Below are 18,544 nucleotides of genomic sequence, written 5' to 3' on the forward strand. Positions count from 1 at the left end.
TTCTTTGTCCAGCTCCGGCTCCTAGCGGCTAGCGGATTTTTACGTCTTCTCCTTTCGATAAGCGGGCATCGATTCGCCTATCGGCTCATCGTGTTTCCTTTATCTCGGTCGAAGACTACAAAATCCGTACGCCGCTGTACAGTCGCCTCCGCTTTTCTAATCATCCAGTTGTTGGATTTGGAATAGGTTGTAATAGAGCCCTTGTTTTGCCATTAATTGTTCGTGGGTGCCGGTTTCTTTGATCTCTCCGTTTTCAATTAAGACAATGCGGTCTGCGTGGGTAATGGTGGACAGCCTGTGGGCAACGATCAAGGTCGTCCTGTTGCGCGCCAGTTTTTCAATGGCTTCCTGAATCAAATGCTCGCTTTCTAAATCAAGCGCGGATGTCGCTTCGTCAAGAATGAGAATCGGCGGGTTTTTCAAAAATACACGCGCAATCGCAATCCGCTGCTTCTGCCCCCCGGACAATTTAACACCCCGCTCGCCCACCGTTGTTTCATATCCGTCGGCAAGATTCATAATAAACTCATGGGCGTTCGCTGCTTTTGCCGCCTGTACGACTTCCTCGTCCGTCGCCTGCGGATTGCCGAGCAAAATATTGGATTTCACCGACTCGCTAAACAAAATATTGTCCTGCAGCACCATCCCGATTTTATCGCGCAGGCTTCGCACTTTAAACGTGCGGATATCCTGGCCGTCCAGATAAACGGCCCCTTTTGTCACATCATAAAACCGGGGGATGAGGCTCACAAGGGAAGACTTACCTCCCCCGCTCATCCCGACAAAGGCAACCGTCTCCCCTGCCCTGATCTCAAGATTGATATTTTTCAGCACCGGCTCTTTTTCATCATCATACCGAAATTCGACACCATCAAACCGGATATTGCCGCGTACATTCCTGCACTCCACCGCGTCCGGCCGGTCATCAATATCATATTTTTCATCCAGCAGTTCAAACACCCGGTCCATTGAAGCGAACGCCTGCGTCAGCGTCGTGCCGGAATTGACGAGCCTTCTGAGCGGACTGTACAAATTATCAATATAAGCGATAAACGCCGCGAGCGTACCGACAGTAAGGCTGCCTTTAATCACGAGATAGCCGGATACAAAAATAATGAAAAGCGGCGCGATATCGGTAATGGTATTCACAACCGCAAACGATTTAGCTGTCCAGCTTGTGTGCGCTAATGCTTTTTCCAGAAAATTGTGGTTATGCTTGTCAAACTGCTTCTGCTCATGGTCTTCAATGGCAAAACTTTTAATAACAGCCATGCCTTGCACCCGCTCATGGAGATAGCCCTGCACCTCTGCGAGCGCTTGCGACCGTTTCCTCGTCAAAAAACGCAAATTGCCAAAAAAATATTTGACCGAAAAAATATAAAACGGAAAAACGGCGAGTGAAATTAAAGTCAGCCGGGCATCCATCATAAACATCATGACAATCGCAATCAGAACCGTTGTCATATCGAGCCAGACGTTCATCAGCCCGGTAATGACAAAATCTTTCGTCTGCTCGACATCATTAATCACCCGGGAAATGACTTCCCCTCCGCGTGTATTGGCATAAAACCGGAAACTTAATTTTTGAAGATGGGTAAAAAAGCGGCCGCGGATATCATACAAGATTTTGCTTGCCGTCCACTGCGCAAAATATTGCCGGTAATATTCAACGGGCGGCCGGACGATGACAAAAATGGCAAGCATGGCCGACATCACCCAAACAAGCTTATGTAGCTTCTCATCCGGTGAAAGCCCGTGGTTGCCGATAATATCATCGATCACATATTTAATCAAAAGCGGGATTAAAAGCGGGATCGCAAACTTGATGATCCCGATGATGATCGTCGCAACGATTTGAAACCAATACGGCTTTACAAATTTCATGTATCTTTTCACACTACCCATGCATTGAACCTCCTGAGCAAACAAAACGTACCATTTATTTCCCTCATTTTTTCAAAATTTACGCATACAAAAAACCTGTTGGCGTTCAACAGGCGGTTTGCTTAACGCAAATAGGTCAGATAGCGTTCGTACCAAATATCAATAAAGTCGGGGCTGAACGGGCCCTTCCGCTGCCGGATCCAGTGGATGAGAATGTCCACGTTCCGCTTTAAAATATGGTCGATGACATCGGGATAGCCCATTTTTTTGCGATGGTATTCATATTCATCCTCATCCAGCAGCGTAAACGTCATATCCGGATAGACTTTGATGTCGAGATCATAATCAATATATTTTAACGCTTCACTGTCATAAACAAACGGCGACCCCAAGTTGCAGTAGTAGTAGACGCCGTCTTCACGGATCATGCCGATAATATTGAACCAGTGGTCGGCATGAAAGTAGCAAATTGCAGGTTCTCTCGTAATCCATGTCCTGCCATCCGATTCGGTTACCAAAGTCCGGTCGTTTCCCCCGATCACTAGGCTTTTCGTGCCCTTCAAAACGGTTGTTTCTTCCCATATCCGGTGAATATGGCCGTTATGCTTATAGCTTTGAATTTGGATTTTATCACCTTCTGCCGGGATTCCCATCATCTCATGCCCACTTTCATGATTGTTTATATGTAAACCTGTGCCCACTACGTGCCGGAATAAAACTTATGTAATCAATCGATCTGTTTTCTATCTATTATAACGGTTTCTGAACGCGATTAAAACTAAACAATCCTATTTGAAATAGGATTGTTTATGTGCAAATTTTTGAACTGTGGTAAACTCGGATCAGTTCAACCGTCTGCGATTCAAAAACTTTTTCAATTTCCTGCAATTCTTTATTCATCCGGCCGATTTCATCAAGGATATCTTCCGCCATTGTTTCTTCCTGCAACTTCAATAGTTCGCTTTTCACTTCGTTGCATCTCTCCATTTCCGATTGCAAAAACAGCAGCCTATCCATCGTGTCCATTTGCTGTGCGACAAGCCGATTAAATTCTTCCATCAAAGTTTTTTACCCCCTAAAGGATGAATTGAACTTTTCATTTACACATATTCTCGATGGGAGGGCAAAATCCTTTGACTTCTTTTGTCGAACACCGCAGCCATAAAAAGAAAAAAGAGGCCCCCGTTCGGGAAACCTCTTTCTATCGGTTATTGCTGGCCGAATTGTCCAGCGTTTTGCGATTTTTTCGCTTCAGCTTTTTGGTTTTGTTTTCTTACTTCCTGTGCGTTCGTTTCGCTTGCAAATTCAGAACCGAAAGAACCTTGGCCGGAAGCAGACTTCGCGTTTTGCTTTCTTACTTCCTGCGCATTCGTTTCGCTGGCAAATTCAGAACCAAAATTTCCTTTGGCAGCCTTTTTGAAGTTGTTGTTGTTTGCCATCGTTATCACCTCCACGGGTATTAATGTAACCAGAGGTGCAACGATTTATCCTTATCATAAAAACTGGAAAATAAAGGAACTCAAGATTGGCGTACTCAACTTAAAAGAAGCGAGCGGCCGCCGTCCACGATTATCGTTTGGCCGCGGATCATAAATGCCTCATCCGAAATTAAAAAGCGTACGGCGTTCACCATATCCTCGACCTCGACCATTCTTCCTGCCGGCGTATGTTTCCGCGCGTCTTCCAGCAGTACTTCGCGGTTCGGGAAAGACTTGAGCGCATCCGTATTGAGGACCCCGCCCGAAACTGCATTCACGCAAATACTCGGCGCCAGCTCAACTGCCAAATAGCGGGTTAAAGCTTCAAGCGCTGCTTTCGACACACCGACCGCCGTATAATTTTCGATATAGCGGATCGAACCGAGCGAACTGAGGCTCACAATTTTCCCCCCGCCGTTTTCTTCCATGAGTTTAGCGGCTTCCTGTGCACAAAACAGGAGTGCCCTGCTGTTAATATTCATCGTCCAGTCCCAATGGCGATCTTCCAGCTCCATTGCTGGGCGTTCGACACCTGAAGCGGCATTATTGACAAGCACATCCAGCCTGCCGTATGTATCCCGGATTTGTGCGAACATTTCTTTTATTTTTTTCACGTCCCCGACATTTGCTTTGATCAGAAGCGCTTTTTGCCCCAGCTTTTCAATTTCTGCTGCCACTTCTTCGGCTTTGGGCCGGCTGCGCGCATAATTGATGACCAGATCATAGCCGCTCTTTGCAAGATCGAGCGCAATCGCCCGGCCCAGCCCCTTGCTTGATCCGGTTACAAGTGCCACCTTATTTGCCAATGATTCCACCTTCTCCGTTTTCTTTATGATTTTTGCAACGCTCTCCCTTTTTCAAAAAGCCGCGATGCATCCTGCTCCTTATCACCCTGGAATGCGGCATTTTCCACGCCTGCCTGAAGCCCGGTTTACAGAAACGCGGCTGTCCCTTGTTCCGGAACCGATTCGGATTGCGCGGCGCTCCGCTGGCTTATCTTTGGAACCGGTTCAGCCTGTCATAAAATGATGTTAAAAATGCATAAAGGGCTTTTTCTGAAGCCGCCATTTCCCTTTTTTTCGGGATCATCACGCCGACCGGGCGCATCAGTTCTACATCGCTGATTTCCGCTTTTACGATTTCTTCAGACAGATTAAATAATAGCGCAGGCTCAGGCAGAATTGCAACACCCGTTCCGCTTGCAACAAGGCCTTTAATCGTCTCCATGTCCTCGCCTTCAAATGCAATCGCAGGCTCAAAACCGGACTTCCGGCAGGCGGAGAACAGAATTTCACGAATCGAAAAGCCCTCCCGGAATGTAATGAAACGTTCGTTTTTCAGCTGGGCGAGCCGGATCATTTCCTGCCCGGAAAGCGGGTGGTCGCGGCGGAAAAGCAGCATGAGCTTTTCCATGTATAAAATTTCACCGCTAACCCCGGGATGGTCATCCGGCACAGGAGAGGCAAGCGCCAGCTCAAGTTCCCCGTTTTCAATCAACCGGATCAAATAGCCGGGGGTCCCTTGCACAAACTGGTACTCGAGGCCGGGATGTTTTTCGCGAAACTGTGCCAACAGGGAAGAAAAGGTCTGGACCGATAACCCGGTCGAAAAACCGAGGCGGACCGTCCCGTTATCCGGATCGAGGAATTCCTGCATTCTTTGCTTGGCTTTATCAATTTCGAGCACGACTTTTTCAGCGTGTTCTAAAAAAACTTTTCCGATCGGCGTCAGCCTGACATTCCTTCCTTCACGCCAAAAAAGGGAAACGCCAAGTTCGGCTTCCAAAAGGGAAATTTGCCGGCTGATGGCGGATTGGGCGACATGCAGCTCATCTGCAGCGTGTGTCACATGCTCCCTTTTGGCGACTTCAATAAAATAAATTAACTGTCTTAACTCCATGCGAATCACACCATTCTCAATTTGAGATTAATTTCATCTTAACTATATATTGTAAGAAAGAATCACAAGAGGGTAAAATTTAAAATAATCTTACTTTTCGGACTCGACCTGATGATGGAAGGAATGTGAAGCAATGAATAATCAACATTATGGACTTTACCGACCTGAATTTGAACATGATGCATGCGGCATCGGCTTTTACGCGGACATCAAGGGCCGCGCGTCTCATAAGATCATCACCACTGCTTTGGAGATGCTGAGAAGGCTGGACCACCGCGCCGGTAAAAATGCCGACGGGACAACGAGCGACGGCGCCGGTATTTCAATGCAAATCCCGCACGCGTTTTTTGAGGCCGTATGCTCCTTCACCCTTCCAAAAAAAGGGGAGTATGCAGTGGGAATGCTTTTTCTGCCGCATGATCCGCATGCTGCGGAGGACATTCTGAATGAATTCCGCATCCAGGCTGCATCACTCGGCCTTTCAGTGAACGGTGTCCGTGAAGTTCCGGTAAATCCGGAAGTTCTTGGGCGCCAGGCGGAAGAATCGCGGCCGCACATCGTTCAGATTTTCGTTTCTTCTTCTTCAAACGATAACACGGAAGAAGCGGTTTTTCAAAGAAAGATCTATATATTGCGGAAACTGGTTGAGAACAAATTCGGTTCCTCTTTTTATGCCGCCAGTTTTTCGAACCGGACAATTGTATATAAAGGCATGCTTTCGGCGGAACAGCTCCCTCTGTTCTACACTGATCTTGCGGACGAACGGTTTCAATCGGCCCTTGCGCTGATCCACTCGCGGTTCAGCACCAATACGTTTCCGAGCTGGGAGCGGGCCCACCCGAACCGGATGATCGCCCACAACGGAGAGATCAACACCATCAAAGGGAACGTCAACTGGTTCAATGCAAAAATCGAATTGTTTGCAAACGAACTGGACCTTGGCACATTGAAAAAAATCCAGCCTGTGATCAACAAAAACGGTTCGGATTCGGCGATTTTTGACAATGTCCTTGAATTTTTAACAACAAACGGCATCTCCCTTCCGCATGCGATCATGATGATGGTGCCGGAGCCGTGGGAAGACAACGAAGACCTGCCGCCTTACTTAAAATCATTTTATGAATACCACAGCCAGATTATGGAACCGTGGGACGGACCGATGGCGCTCGAGTTTACGAACGGAAAGCAGATCGGGGCGGTACTTGACAGAAACGGCTTGCGCCCGGCCCGTTACTACATTACCCATGATGATAAAATCATTTTTGCCTCCGAAGTCGGCGTCGTCGATGTGGAACCGGAAAACGTCAAAGAACGGCGTCATTTAAAACCGGGGCAGCTTTTGTTCGTGGATCTTGAAAAAGGTGTCCTTATCCCAAGCGATGAACTAAAAGCACAGGTCAGCCTTGAAAAACCGTATGCCGAGCATCTCGAAGATTCAGTGATAGACCTTGAAGAAAGCCATTTTATCCCGGCTGCATCCAGTCTTGAAGAAAATGAATTGGCTTATCGGCAGACATTATTCGGCTACACTTATGAAGAATGCACAAAGTCCATCGTGCCAATGGCGCAGGAAAAGAATGAACCGATCGGGGCAATGGGCGTCGATACACCGATTGCAGTTTTATCGGAGCGCCCGCAGCTTTTGTTCCATTATTTCAAACAAAGCTTCTCGCAGGTCACGAACCCCCCGATTGATTCCATTCGCGAATCATACGTTATATCTACGGTTACCTGGCTCGGCCCGCAAGTATCGCTTGACGGTCATGACGATACCGCCCATAAAAAAATCCGGCTAGAACACCCGTTTTTAAGCACGGACAAATTTAACGCCATTTTAAACCAGGGAATGAAAACCGCTTTTCTTCCCGCGTACTATTCGCCGGATATCACCCTTGAAGAGGCGCTGGAACAATTGCTCAAGGAAGCGGACGAAAAAATCAGGGAAGGCGCGGAAATTTTAATCCTTTCCGACCGTGCGCAAGGGCATCGTGCCGTGCCGATTCCTTCCCTGCTTGCCGTATCAGCCCTGCACCAGCATATGATCCGCTTGGGCACAAGGCCGAAAGCAAGTATCGTGCTGGATTCCGGAGAACCGCGGGATTCACATCATATGGCCGCTCTTTTAGGTTACGGTGCCGATGCGGTACACCCGTATCTCGCGCTTGAAACGATTCAAAATTTAATCGACGAAGGGCATATTGATCTGCCGTATAAAAAAGCAAGTGAAAACTATTTAAGCACACTAAAGAAAAGCGTCGTCAAAATCATGTCGAAAGTCGGAATTACGACGATGCAAAGCTATCGCGGGGCGCAAACATTTGAAGCGCTCGGCATTGCAGAAAGCGTCTGCGACCGCTATTTTACCGGCACTGTCTCGCAGCTTGGCGGGATCGGGCTCGCAGAAATCGGCCAAGAATCATTGAAACGTTATAAAAAAGCACAGGAATTGCTTTTCCAGCACAACAAAGCGCTTGATCCGGGAAGCGAGCTGCAATGGCGGAAAGACGGCGAGTATCATTTGTTCAACCCGCAAATGATGTACACTTTGCAGCAGGCAGCCAGAACGAACAACAAGGAACTGTACCGCAAATTTTCTGAAACGTACCACCACGGGCCATACGCCACGATCCGGAGCCTGCTGGCAATCGAGAGCAACCGGAAACCTGTCCCGCTTGATGAAGTGGAACCGGTCGAATCGATTTGGAAAAGGTTTAAAACCGGCGCGATGTCGTACGGGGCATTAAGCAAAGAAGCGCACGAAGCACTCGCGATTGCGATGAACCGCATCGGCGGAAAAAGCAACAGCGGCGAGGGTGGCGAAGAAAAAGAACGTTACACGCCTGATGCGAACGGGGATTCAAGACGGAGCGCCATTAAACAGGTGGCATCCGGCCGTTTCGGCGTCACCAGCCTGTATTTAACAGATGCGGATGAAATCCAAATTAAAATGGCCCAGGGTGCGAAACCGGGCGAAGGCGGCCAGCTTCCAGGCTCGAAAGTTTATCCGTGGATTGCTGAAGTTCGTGGCTCCACTCCGGGCGTGGGTTTGATCTCGCCTCCTCCGCACCATGATATTTACTCGATTGAAGACTTGGCGCAGCTGATTTACGATTTAAAAAGCGCCAATCCGCACGCCCGTATTTCGGTGAAACTGGTGGCAAAGTCAGGCGTTGGGACAATCGCGGCCGGTGTCGCAAAAGGCCTGGCCGACACGATATTAATCAGCGGCCATGACGGCGGTACCGGGGCGAGCCCGCAAACGAGCATCAAACATGCCGGCATGCCGTGGGAACTCGGCCTTGCGGAAACCCATCAGACGCTGACGTTGAACGGCTTGCGTAACCGTGTTGTCCTTGAAACAGACGGGAAACTGATGACCGGCCGGGATGTCGTCATCGCCGCCTGTCTCGGCGCCGAAGAATTCGGATTTTCCACTGCGCCACTTGTTGTGCTTGGCTGTATCATGATGCGTGCCTGTCATCTTGATACTTGCCCGGTCGGCGTGGCCACCCAAAATCCGAAGCTGCGCGCCAAATTCATGGGCAAACCGGAATATGTTGTTAACTATATGCGGTTCATCGCAGAAGAAGTCCGCGAAATCTTGGCTGAATGCGGCTACCGCAGCCTCGATGAACTTGTCGGCGAAACAGGTTTGCTGAAAGTGAAAGATGAGGTTAAAAACCATTGGAAAGCAAAACAGCTTCATTTCGATAAATTATTGTTTAAAGCGGATGAAACACCGTTTGCTGTGCAAGGCAAAACAGTTCAAAACCATAAACTGGAAGAACGCTTTGACAGCCGTGAATTGAACCATTTATCCGTATCCGTCCGAAACAGGCAGAAAACAGCGGTCACCTTGCCTGTGCGCAATACGGACCGGGCAATCGGCACCACTTTGGGCCATATCATTACAAAAACATACGGTGACGAAGGGCTTCCGGAAGATTTTATCCACATTCATCTGCACGGTTCAGCAGGGCAAAGCCTCGGTGCCTTTATCCCGAAAGGCCTGACACTGAACCTTGAAGGAGATGCCAATGACTACGTTGGAAAAGGATTATCGGGTGGAAAAATCGTTGTGAAGCCGGGGGCCGGATGGATTCGGGACGAAGAACAGGCCATCATCGGAAACATCGCCTTTTTCGGGGCCACATCGGGCGAAGCATATATCCGCGGAACGGCCGGCCAGCGTTTCTGTGTCCGTAACAGCGGCGTACATGCCGTTGTCGAAGGCATCGGAGACCACGGCTGCGAATATATGACCGGCGGACGCGTTGCCGTGCTCGGTTCGATCGGCAAAAACTTTGCGGCCGGGATGTCCGGCGGGATTGCCTACATTTATACCGGGGCAATGGGCGAAGATGAAGTTTTGGCGCGGATTAACCAAGAACTTGTCAGCATTGAAGGTGTTGATGCTGATGAAGATATGCGTGAACTTTATCATATGATCCAGAAACATTATCAATACACCGGCAGCCCTGTTGCCAAACGGATTTTGAAAAATTGGGAGCTGTCCCTGCATCAGTTTGTCAAGATCGTTCCACGCGAATATAAAGCGATGATGGAACTCATCCAGTACTTCCTGGATCAGCAAATGCCGCTTGATGAAGCCAGGCTTGCCGCTTTTGAATATAAAAAATCCGGAAAGCACCTGCCGGAAATTGAAAAAGAAAAAGCTTTTCCGACAGAAGTAAAGTAGACGGGTAAATCCATCCGGGCGCTTCCGGATGGATTTACAGGATTGTATGTGGGATAGATTAAAACACTGTTTCGTAAAGAAAACGGAGACCTATCATACTTCCGGCAGCAGCCGGATAAGAAGCACAAAGATGGCTGTTTTTTTTAAGAAAAAAAAGGCATCCCACGCAAGACGGAAATTTTTCCGGAAACAAACCGGAATGTACTCCGTGGGCCATTATTGTTTATCCAAAACAGAAACCTGAAATCGTACGACATCTATATCCCTCCGGCAGCGGCCGGGTGATTTGTGAGGAGTGTGAGACATGCGCGGAACGACAGATTTTATTGAACAGAAACGCGAAAAACCGAAAGAACTGGATGCCGCAAAGCGGGTGGCTACTTGGAAAGAATACGTGCAGCCTTTCCCGGAAGCAAAATTGAGGACACAGGCATCCCGCTGCATGGAGTGCGGCACCCCCTTCTGCCAGATGGGAGAACTGATCGGCAGGCAAACGAGCGGCTGCCCTTTATATAATTTAATTCCGGAATGGAACACCCTTGCCGCCCAGGGAAAATGGGAAGAAGCCTACCAGCGTCTCCTTTTAACCAATAATTTCCCTGAATTTACATCCCGCGCCTGCCCGGCACCATGTGAAGGCTCGTGCACAGCCGGGCTGGTCAGTGAACCTGTCACCATTAAAAGCATTGAAAGAGCCATCATTGACCGTGCCTGGGAAGAAGGCTGGATCAAACCGAGAATACCGCTGAAACGAAACGGCTTAAAAGCAGCCGTTGTCGGAAGCGGACCCGCCGGATTGACGGCAGCTGACGATTTAAACCAGGCGGGATACGATGTGACCGTCTTTGAGAAAGAAGACCGTTTTGGCGGGCTGCTCATGTACGGCATTCCGAATATGAAAATTGAAAAACAGTATGTAGAGCGCAGAGTAGACCTGTTGCAGGCAGAAGGGATCACGTTCAAAGCCAATACCGAAATTGGTAAAGACATCACGCTTGATGAACTCGAGTCTGCGTTTGACGCCGTCCTGCTTTGCATCGGTGCAGAAAAACAACGTGACATGGACATCCCGGGGCGCGATTTAAAAGGCATCTACCCGGCGATGGAATATTTGAAAGCCAATACGAAACACCTGCTTGACCATGGGGAAAACGGCGAACCGCAAATTTCAGCAAAAGGAAAAAAAGTGATTGTCATTGGCGGCGGCGATACCGGCGCGGACTGTGTGGCAACCGCGATCCGGCAAGGGTGCAAGAGCGTCGTACAGTTCGGAAAACACGGAGAACTGCCGAAAGAACGCCCGGAACACGAACCATGGCCTGTGAACCCTTCCCTGTTTACGTTAGATTATGCATATGAAGAATCATTTAAGGTGTTCGGGGAAGATCCGCGGCAATACTATATTCAAACCACCGCATTTCACGGCAATGAGAACGGCGAAGTAACAGGCCTCGTCACCGTGCCGTTTTCGGATCATCTGGGAGCGGAACAGCAAGTATGGGAAGCGGATCTTGTGCTCATCGCCATCGGATTCCAAGGTGTCGATGATTCCAAATCAGCCGGCATCGAACTTCAAAACGGGCTGATTCAAACCTTACCTGGAAGTTTCCGGACAAACCGGGAAGGCATTTTTGCCGCCGGCGATGCGAAACGCGGCGCAAGCCTGATTGTCTGGGCCATGCAGGAAGGCAAAAAAGCAGCAAAAGAAATAGACCTGTATCTCTCTCAAAAAGACAAAGCGGCCGGCCAGCCGTCTGCATAAAAAACGGCCCAAAGCTTTTTGAAAAAGCTTTGGGCTTTTTTTTGCGTTGCACGATGCCTTTATGGCTTGCGGTTCGTCCTTTTTTATCATGGTGAAGGTGGCACTTCATAAATCCGGTTTAATATGAACACTCATTGGGAGTAGCTGTGGCGCTTGGGCAACATTCTAATAAGACCATCTATGATTAAAATAGCCCCCCATATAACAAATATTAAGTTAAATTGCGGACTTTTATAAATTTGAAGCCAGTCATAAATCGGGCTTATTGCGGATACAGACCATTTTCCATAATCATTCAAGTTGAAAATATTTTTTGACGCGGAAACATTGTCAAAGATAAAGAAAACAAGCTGTGCAAGGACAAATATCAAAAGATGAATATACCAACCGTACCGTTTTTTGGCTGCGTTAGCATGCCCATTTTTAACTGCTTTCGCCATTCTGCTTTCCCCTCCTTCTTTCCCCTTTAAACTATCAAAATTCTTTTTTTCGGTAGATGATCACCGAGGTAGCGTATGAGAGAATGAATAAAAAAATGGATACCAATAAGAAACTTAAAGAAAAAATCTCCTCAGCTCCCTTCATTTCCCCTATAAACACTTTCATCAAAAAGGATATGAAAAAGAACATTACAAAGGCGAAACCTATACTCCCCATTGTAATCATATCTGATTTTTCTATTCCAAATATATATGTCAGTGGATATACTAAAGAGGCAGCACAAAACATCATTCCCATACCCCGTAATCCAATGTTAAAAAAATCATCCATAACGGTTGGTGAGATAAAAATACTTGCACAATAAAACAAAGCGAAAGTTAATAACAAACTCGTGAACACTAAAAGCAAGAATGTGATAAACTTACTTTGAATAATTTTGCTTTTTTTCAACGGAAGCGTGATTTCAAATTTATTCCAACCCGACATACTATCCTGTTTTAATACTTCAAATGCATTCATGGGTATAATTAAAAATGGTAATAATACAGCGATCTTCAACGCCGTGGGATTTCCACTTATAATAAGCGGAATGATAGCTGCTGTAGATATAAGCAATGAAAATTTAACACTTTTATCTATAGAATATAAATTATTTAAAATGAGTCCTTTCATAATTTTCTCCTTTCATTAATAATAAGGTAATATCATCAATGGAAAAATTCTTTTTATGAAATTTTGCAGGCAGCTCATTTTTATTTGAAACAAGCACATCCACATAATCTGTTTGGTTTTTATATGCAATAATGCCATTTAAACGCAAGTCATTTAACTCATGCTCTTTACATTGTATGATCGCATAGTTATTTAAAAGGTCATTCTTACTTGTTTTTAACACAATTTCACCTTTTTTTATGAAAACCAGGGTATCCGCAACCTTTTCAATATCACTGGTGATATGGGATGATAACAAAATAGCACCTTTCTGATCTCTTACAAATTTTAGCAGTGCTTCTAATACGTCTTCCCTTCCCACAGGATCTAGCCCTGATGTCGCTTCGTCTAATATTAACAATCTCGCACCATGTGAAAGAGCAACAGCGATCGAGAGCTTCATGGCCATTCCCCGAGAAAAACTATTTATTTTTTGCTTTTTAGGCAGCGAAAAAAGTTCAATATAATTAAAATATTCTTGGTTATCCCAATTATGATAAAGATAGCGAAATACTTTCGATAACTTTATCACATCCAAATTACCGGAAAAATTCATGGCATCATACACTACGCCAATGTGATTGTTGATTTCTTTTTTGGCTTCAGCTATTCTCTCTCCAAAAATTTTTATGCTTCCGCTATCGATATGTAACGTTTGCAGGATTGCCCCCATTGTGGATGTTTTCCCCGCGCCATTTTCACCAATAAATCCTGTAATGGATCCATAGGGTACGGAGAAAGATATGTTCTTTAAAGCGAAGCGGGACTTGGAGAATGACTTGCACAACCCTTCAATTTCTAAAGCATATTCCAAAGTAAACCCTCCTCAAATCACAAAAAACTCGCTATTTTTTCCAATAATCATTATAGCAACAATTCTTCATATTTTCCAGCAAGCCTTTCATCATTATTTATTGATAATGCAAAAATTGAGATTATTGTGATGATCATCTATGTTGTAGCATACAGCAGAGGTAAAATGATGATGACCGCCTGTAACCGGCCAAAAAAACGAATAAATTTTCTTCCTCTGAGAGAACGATCTCTATCCGTACCATTACCTGCCTTGCTCTTAAAAGAAACCATTTTTATTCCTGCCGATGAAAATATAAGAGCTGCCGGTGTAATCCAGCAGCCCTTTCTGTTATGACTCGCCGCGGCGGCCGGATGCGTGCATGCGTTCTTGCGGGTGCGTGTTGGTTGTGCCGTCCGCGCGTTTCGAAGCATATTCAGCTTTTGCCCGCGGTTTGCCTTCATATACATTGTCATGATGGTACGGGAAACCTTTTTCTTTATTCCGCATGTTAACGCCCTCCTTAACAAAATAACCGGTGGGGAATGGCCCCCGCACCGGTTATTTTGCGCGTTTTCAGATGTAAAATCCGATCCTTATCTTGGTACAACATCAAGTTTTTTCTTTAGCTTTTTCTTATTAAAAATCCATCCGGTGTAAGAACCGGTTATTTCCAGATCTTCATTCAATTTCACAACAGCAACAAACGGATAATGCCCGTTTTTCCGGTAGCGGAGGTCGGTAAAACGGACCTCCCAGCCGTTATCAAGTTCTTTGACCTGCCAGTTATAGACAGGGGAAAAACTTAAGAAAGCTGACAAATTTTTATCCTGCTTTGCCGCTTCAATAATTTCATTTTCCGGTACCGGAAGCCGTTTGAATTTGTCCAGAATGGTGACCGCCGACTTAAATGCGGATGCAACATAGTAGGCATCTTTCGTTCTTACGGCAATCTTCCATTGGTGAAAACGGACAGTCGGGGAAATAATGATATTTTCCGCATCCGGAATCCTGGCCAGGACGGCTTTTTTTACATCGTGACGTGCCGCGAATCTGGCGATATAATATAAAAATATGAAGATGTACATGGCCAGGAAAGTTGGCCCCGGTTGTGCCCCGAACAGCCAGGCGGCAATGCCGATCACATGGATGGTGAAAATGAACGGGTCAAATGTATTGATCACGCCGAGCGCGACCCATTTATATGAGAACGGCCGCAATGCCTGTGTCCCGTACGCATTAAAGATATCGACGAACACATGCAAAAAAACAGCCAAAAAAGACCAAAGCCATAAATGAAGCGCATCCGTTCCAGGGAAAAAGATGCTGAGCACAGCTGTAATGGCAAGCGGCCACAGCAAGACGGCGGGAACAGAATGTGTAATGCCGCGGTGGTTGCGAATATAAACCGCATTATTTTTAAATTTAAGCAAAGTATCGATGTCTGGTGCCTGTGAACCTAAAACCGTGGCAATGAGAACGCTGTGAAAATGAACCGCATCTTGTGCGACCACAGGGTCCAACGTTGCCAAACCTCCAAGTGCAAATCCCATAACAACATGGGTTCCTGTATCCAATCTTATTCCTCCTAAAAATGGTTCTGGCTCCTTATTAAAGCGCTTATTTCTTTCATATGCCTTCATCATATGGTAAATTAAAAAGAATTGCAATAGACAGAAGCGGTCAATTCAGGATTTCCTGATTGTATTTTTCCCGTTTATAAAATGTATAGCAATCATTTGGGGGAGTTAAACATTGAAAAATTTGCCAATCGACGACTTTGATATAAAATCTTTTCAAGATGATCTGATTTCCTGGTTTGAAAGGGAACAGCGGAAACTTCCGTGGCGGGAGGACCGTGACCCGTATAAAATTTGGGTATCGGAAATCATGCTGCAACAGACAAGGGTGGACACCGTCATCCCCTATTTCCGGCGTTTTATGGAAAAATTCCCGACAATTGAAGCGCTGGCGGATGCCAGTGAAGATGAAGTGCTAAAAGCGTGGGAAGGACTCGGCTACTATTCGCGCGTCCGGAATTTGCACGCTGCTGTAAAAGAAGTGGAGGAACATTACGGCGGCACGGTTCCGGACACGCCGGAGGAGGTATCGAAGCTAAAAGGCGTAGGGCCATATACGGCCGGTGCGATTTTAAGCATTGCATACGGCCTGCCGGAACCGGCTGTGGACGGCAATGTGATGCGGGTGCTGGCAAGAATTTTATCCATATGGGAAGACATTGCAAAGCCTTCTGCAAGAAAGGTTTTTGAAGAAGTCGTCCGCAAGCTGATTTCCCGGGAGAATCCGTCTTTTTTTAATCAGGCTTTAATGGAACTCGGGGCGCTCGTTTGCACACCAAAATCGCCGTCATGCCTGCTTTGCCCGGTCCGGGAGCATTGCCGGGCGTTTAGAGAGGGAACCATTGATGAGCTGCCTGTGAAATCAAAAGGGAAAAAGCAGAAACAGATCCGGCTTCAGGCAGCCGTTTTGGAAGATGAAGACGGGCGCATTTTGATCCATAAGCGTCCGGATAAAGGGCTGCTTGCAAATATGTGGGAATTTGTACAAGTGGAAGAAAGCACCGTTTTGCCGGCAAGACAGGTGCTGAAGGACTATCTTGGAGATGTTTTTAAAATTGAAGCAGCGCTTGAAACCGAACATTTTACGGAAATACGCCATGTTTTCACCCATTTAATTTGGGATATCCGGGTATACCACGGGAAAATTTTAAATCAGGTACAGGAAACGAATGAATTAAAATGCGTGCCTCCTGATGAGATTGAAACGTTCGCATTTCCTGTCCCCCATCAAAAAATTTGGAAAGCCTTCCGGGAACAGGTGAAAAGCGAAAAGGTGAAGGACATCAAAGGATAGGCTTCGTTTCAAAATGTCTTTCATAACCGGGATGAAGGACAAAAGAGGGCGAACCGCGGGCTGAAATGTCTTTCATAAGCGGGATGAAAGACAAAAGGGGGTGAGCACACTTTCGTCTTTTTGCGCCTCTGTAAAAAGACATTCCCGCGACAAGCGCGCTGTTGGCCCTTAAATCCTTTAAAACCATTTCGCCCGGCAACGCGCCCCCTTTTAACCCTGTAAACGACCTCCCAGCCGGCGGCAAAGACGCCCAATAAGCTTTCAATCCACCAGTTTCAGCATCGAAATCGGGAGGGCTTCGATCGGTTTGCCGCCGCTGACCCGGTAACCCCAGGCAAAGACGCCATCGATATAATCAATTTTAAAATAGGCGCCGGGGTCTCCTTCAATTTCATAAATTTCCCCTTTTTGAAAAGAAGCCGGGTCCAGCAAATACGACTTTGCCATCGCAATTTTCCGCTCGAGCACGGCAAACTCATTCACAATACCAAGTTGTTCGGCCTTGCGCGCTTTCTCCGTCAATTGTGCAATTTCCTGTTTTAACTCATATTCACTCATTTGACTGTATCTTTTTTCCATCCTTAATCCCCCTCTTCCCGCAAGTAGCGGTCTATTAAATCAACCGGGAACCCTTTCCGGTATAAAAACTGCTTCATTTTTTGCCTGTAGGCGGATCCCGAAAACTTTCCGTATTTGCGCTTTGCTTTTTCCGCATGCTGAAGAAGGGCTTCCCACTCTGCTTCTTCATCCTTTTCAACATGAAGTGCCGCCATCGCAGCGGAAATCACTTCAGGCGGATAGCCTTTTACTGTAAGCCCCTGCTTCACTTTTTGTTTTAAAAGCTTCTCCGACAACCGGGCATGCTGCCTGGAAAGTTTTTCTGCAAGGGCACGGGCATGTTCCACTTGCTGATCAGCATCAAAAATTTCAAGCGCTTTTTCGATCAGCTCTGGTGCAATGCCTTTTTGCTGAAGTTCCCTGTTAATGACAACAGGCCCTTTATGGGTTGTATTCATTTGTGTCCGCACGAAACTTGCGGCAAATTCCGCATCATCAAGATACTGCATTTCATAAAGCTTTGATATGACACTCCGGACGACTTCCGGCGCAAATTCCTTTTTTATCAAATCATCACGCACTTCTTTTTCCGACCGCATCCGGTAGGAAAGAAAATGGATGGCGGTATTGACGCCTTTCCGGATATCATCCTCGGCAAGGATTGCTTCAATATCAAGCTCATCCAATTCTTTCCCCTTTAAAAGCTGGTACCGTGCCAGCACTTCTTCATCAACACTGAACCGGTACTTTCCGTCAAGAAAAATATTGTAACGTTCTTTATTGTTTTTTTGAACCGAGATTTTTGTAATGACAGGCACATGAATTCCTCCCTTGTCTATTTTACCATTGAAAGTGTAGAAAGCGGTATTACCGGGAACAATAATCCAAAAAAGGAGGTTTTGCGAATGCCGAAAGATAAAAAAGTTCAGACGAAAAGCACATTAAGAAGCATGCAGGAAGTGACTTACCAGCACGAATTTAAAAAAGCCGACCGGGCCGGAGGATACACGGACAGAGGGCGCAAATAATTACCTGTTTAAGAAAAACCTTTTACGCAAAAAGTAGTTTTGCGGAGGCAACCGCAAACTGCTTGAAAGGGGTTTTTTAAATGGGCCGCGGGCATCAGCATAAAACACGCGATAAAAATAAAGCAACATTGCCGCAAGTACCGAAGAACATGAAAATGGACGGAAAAGACATTGAATATTCGAGGGAACTCGCAGACGGGGAAGATTTGGAAGCACAGGCCCGTTCCGATGCTGCGGAAAAAAGAGCGAAAAACAGGCGGTAAAATAAAAACGGGCGGCCTTTCCATTGGGCCGCCGTTTTTTGTGGATGATGTGCATAAACCTTTCAATGCCTCTATTGACAATATCCTTTGATGTGTATAAAATTGTGCACATTTTTTGTGTATAAAATGTGGATATTGTGGATAACCTCCCCTA

At 46.4% G+C, this 18,544-nt stretch carries 18 protein-coding genes; 5 read left to right on the top strand and 13 right to left on the bottom strand.

The window, feature by feature from the left end; all coding sequences use genetic code 11:
- Positions 1 to 156: 156 nt before the first annotated feature.
- From NFR98_RS07355 to gltC, 6 genes are all read right to left on the bottom strand, one after another.
- The gene (locus tag NFR98_RS07355; RefSeq protein ID WP_017551404.1) at positions 157 to 1,905 is read right to left on the bottom strand and encodes an ABC transporter ATP-binding protein; all 1,749 of its coding nucleotides are present in this window, start codon (positions 1,903 to 1,905) and stop codon (positions 157 to 159) included.
- 101 nt (positions 1,906 to 2,006) lie between these two features.
- Positions 2,007 to 2,537 (bottom strand): nucleoside tri-diphosphate phosphatase, encoded by a 531-nt coding sequence (gene ntdP / locus NFR98_RS07360; RefSeq protein WP_014097372.1) that lies wholly within the window; start codon positions 2,535 to 2,537, stop codon positions 2,007 to 2,009.
- Positions 2,538 to 2,691: 154 nt separating this feature from the next.
- Complete coding sequence (locus NFR98_RS07365; protein ID WP_014097371.1) at positions 2,692 to 2,946, bottom strand: YgaB family protein; 255 nt, start codon at positions 2,944 to 2,946, stop codon at positions 2,692 to 2,694.
- Between the two features lie 146 nt (positions 2,947 to 3,092).
- Positions 3,093 to 3,323, bottom strand: coding sequence for a gamma-type small acid-soluble spore protein (locus NFR98_RS07370; protein ID WP_014097370.1), 231 nt, complete (start codon positions 3,321 to 3,323; stop codon positions 3,093 to 3,095).
- 95 nt (positions 3,324 to 3,418) lie between these two features.
- Positions 3,419 to 4,168: an enoyl-[acyl-carrier-protein] reductase FabL gene (gene fabL / locus NFR98_RS07375; RefSeq protein ID WP_251459889.1), complete on the bottom strand. Its 750-nt coding sequence runs from the start codon at positions 4,166 to 4,168 to the stop codon at positions 3,419 to 3,421.
- 187 nt (positions 4,169 to 4,355) lie between these two features.
- Positions 4,356 to 5,261: a glutamate biosynthesis transcriptional regulator GltC gene (gene gltC / locus NFR98_RS07380; protein ID WP_206691610.1), complete on the bottom strand. Its 906-nt coding sequence runs from the start codon at positions 5,259 to 5,261 to the stop codon at positions 4,356 to 4,358.
- Positions 5,262 to 5,394: 133 nt separating this feature from the next.
- Here gltC and gltB point away from each other — a divergent pair, with 133 nt between their 5' ends.
- Positions 5,395 to 9,960 carry a glutamate synthase large subunit gene (gene gltB, locus NFR98_RS07385; protein ID WP_251459891.1) on the top strand — a complete coding sequence of 1,522 codons (4,566 nt, stop codon included), beginning with the start codon at positions 5,395 to 5,397 and terminating at the stop codon, positions 9,958 to 9,960.
- A gap of 304 nt (positions 9,961 to 10,264) precedes the next feature.
- Complete coding sequence (locus tag NFR98_RS07390; protein WP_104851549.1) at positions 10,265 to 11,722, top strand: glutamate synthase subunit beta; 1,458 nt, start codon at positions 10,265 to 10,267, stop codon at positions 11,720 to 11,722.
- Between the two features lie 131 nt (positions 11,723 to 11,853).
- Here the strand turns inward: NFR98_RS07390 and NFR98_RS07395 are convergent, their stop codons facing one another.
- From NFR98_RS07395 to NFR98_RS07415, 5 genes are all read right to left on the bottom strand, one after another.
- Positions 11,854 to 12,162: a YfzA family protein gene (locus NFR98_RS07395; RefSeq protein WP_035190004.1), complete on the bottom strand. Its 309-nt coding sequence runs from the start codon at positions 12,160 to 12,162 to the stop codon at positions 11,854 to 11,856.
- A gap of 34 nt (positions 12,163 to 12,196) precedes the next feature.
- Complete coding sequence (locus NFR98_RS07400) at positions 12,197 to 12,835, bottom strand: ABC-2 transporter permease (RefSeq protein ID WP_104851550.1); 639 nt, start codon at positions 12,833 to 12,835, stop codon at positions 12,197 to 12,199.
- Complete coding sequence (locus NFR98_RS07405; protein WP_104851551.1) at positions 12,813 to 13,688, bottom strand: ABC transporter ATP-binding protein; 876 nt, start codon at positions 13,686 to 13,688, stop codon at positions 12,813 to 12,815. The genes NFR98_RS07400 and NFR98_RS07405 overlap by 23 nt, the downstream gene beginning before the upstream one ends.
- 330 nt (positions 13,689 to 14,018) lie before the next feature.
- The gene (locus NFR98_RS07410; protein ID WP_014097362.1) at positions 14,019 to 14,177 is read right to left on the bottom strand and encodes a small, acid-soluble spore protein K; all 159 of its coding nucleotides are present in this window, start codon (positions 14,175 to 14,177) and stop codon (positions 14,019 to 14,021) included.
- A gap of 86 nt (positions 14,178 to 14,263) precedes the next feature.
- Complete coding sequence (locus NFR98_RS07415; protein WP_014097361.1) at positions 14,264 to 15,244, bottom strand: metal-dependent hydrolase; 981 nt, start codon at positions 15,242 to 15,244, stop codon at positions 14,264 to 14,266.
- A gap of 178 nt (positions 15,245 to 15,422) precedes the next feature.
- Between NFR98_RS07415 and mutY the strand changes: the two genes are divergently transcribed.
- On the top strand, positions 15,423 to 16,541 hold the full coding sequence (gene mutY / locus NFR98_RS07420) for an A/G-specific adenine glycosylase (RefSeq protein ID WP_061086974.1): 1,119 nt from the start codon (positions 15,423 to 15,425) through the stop codon (positions 16,539 to 16,541).
- Positions 16,542 to 16,802: 261 nt separating this feature from the next.
- Here the strand turns inward: mutY and NFR98_RS07425 are convergent, their stop codons facing one another.
- Together NFR98_RS07425 and recX are read right to left on the bottom strand one after the other, a co-directional pair.
- Complete coding sequence (locus NFR98_RS07425) at positions 16,803 to 17,120, bottom strand: YfhH family protein (RefSeq protein WP_071452049.1); 318 nt, start codon at positions 17,118 to 17,120, stop codon at positions 16,803 to 16,805.
- Between the two features lie 2 nt (positions 17,121 to 17,122).
- A complete protein-coding gene (gene recX, locus NFR98_RS07430; RefSeq protein WP_071452050.1) occupies positions 17,123 to 17,917 on the bottom strand; it encodes a recombination regulator RecX in 795 nt (264 codons plus the stop codon).
- An 87-nt stretch (positions 17,918 to 18,004) separates the two neighbouring features.
- Between recX and NFR98_RS07435 the strand changes: the two genes are divergently transcribed.
- Both NFR98_RS07435 and NFR98_RS07440 read left to right on the top strand, forming a co-directional pair.
- Entirely contained in the window at positions 18,005 to 18,127 is a 123-nt protein-coding gene (locus NFR98_RS07435) for a YfhE family protein (protein WP_073193833.1), read from the top strand.
- A gap of 80 nt (positions 18,128 to 18,207) precedes the next feature.
- Complete coding sequence (locus tag NFR98_RS07440; RefSeq protein ID WP_017552868.1) at positions 18,208 to 18,390, top strand: YfhD family protein; 183 nt, start codon at positions 18,208 to 18,210, stop codon at positions 18,388 to 18,390.
- The last annotated feature ends 154 nt before the right edge of the window (positions 18,391 to 18,544 follow it).

Source organism: Weizmannia agrestimuris (assembly GCF_943193165.1).
GTDB classification, from domain to species: domain Bacteria; phylum Bacillota; class Bacilli; order Bacillales; family Bacillaceae_C; genus Weizmannia; species Weizmannia faecalis.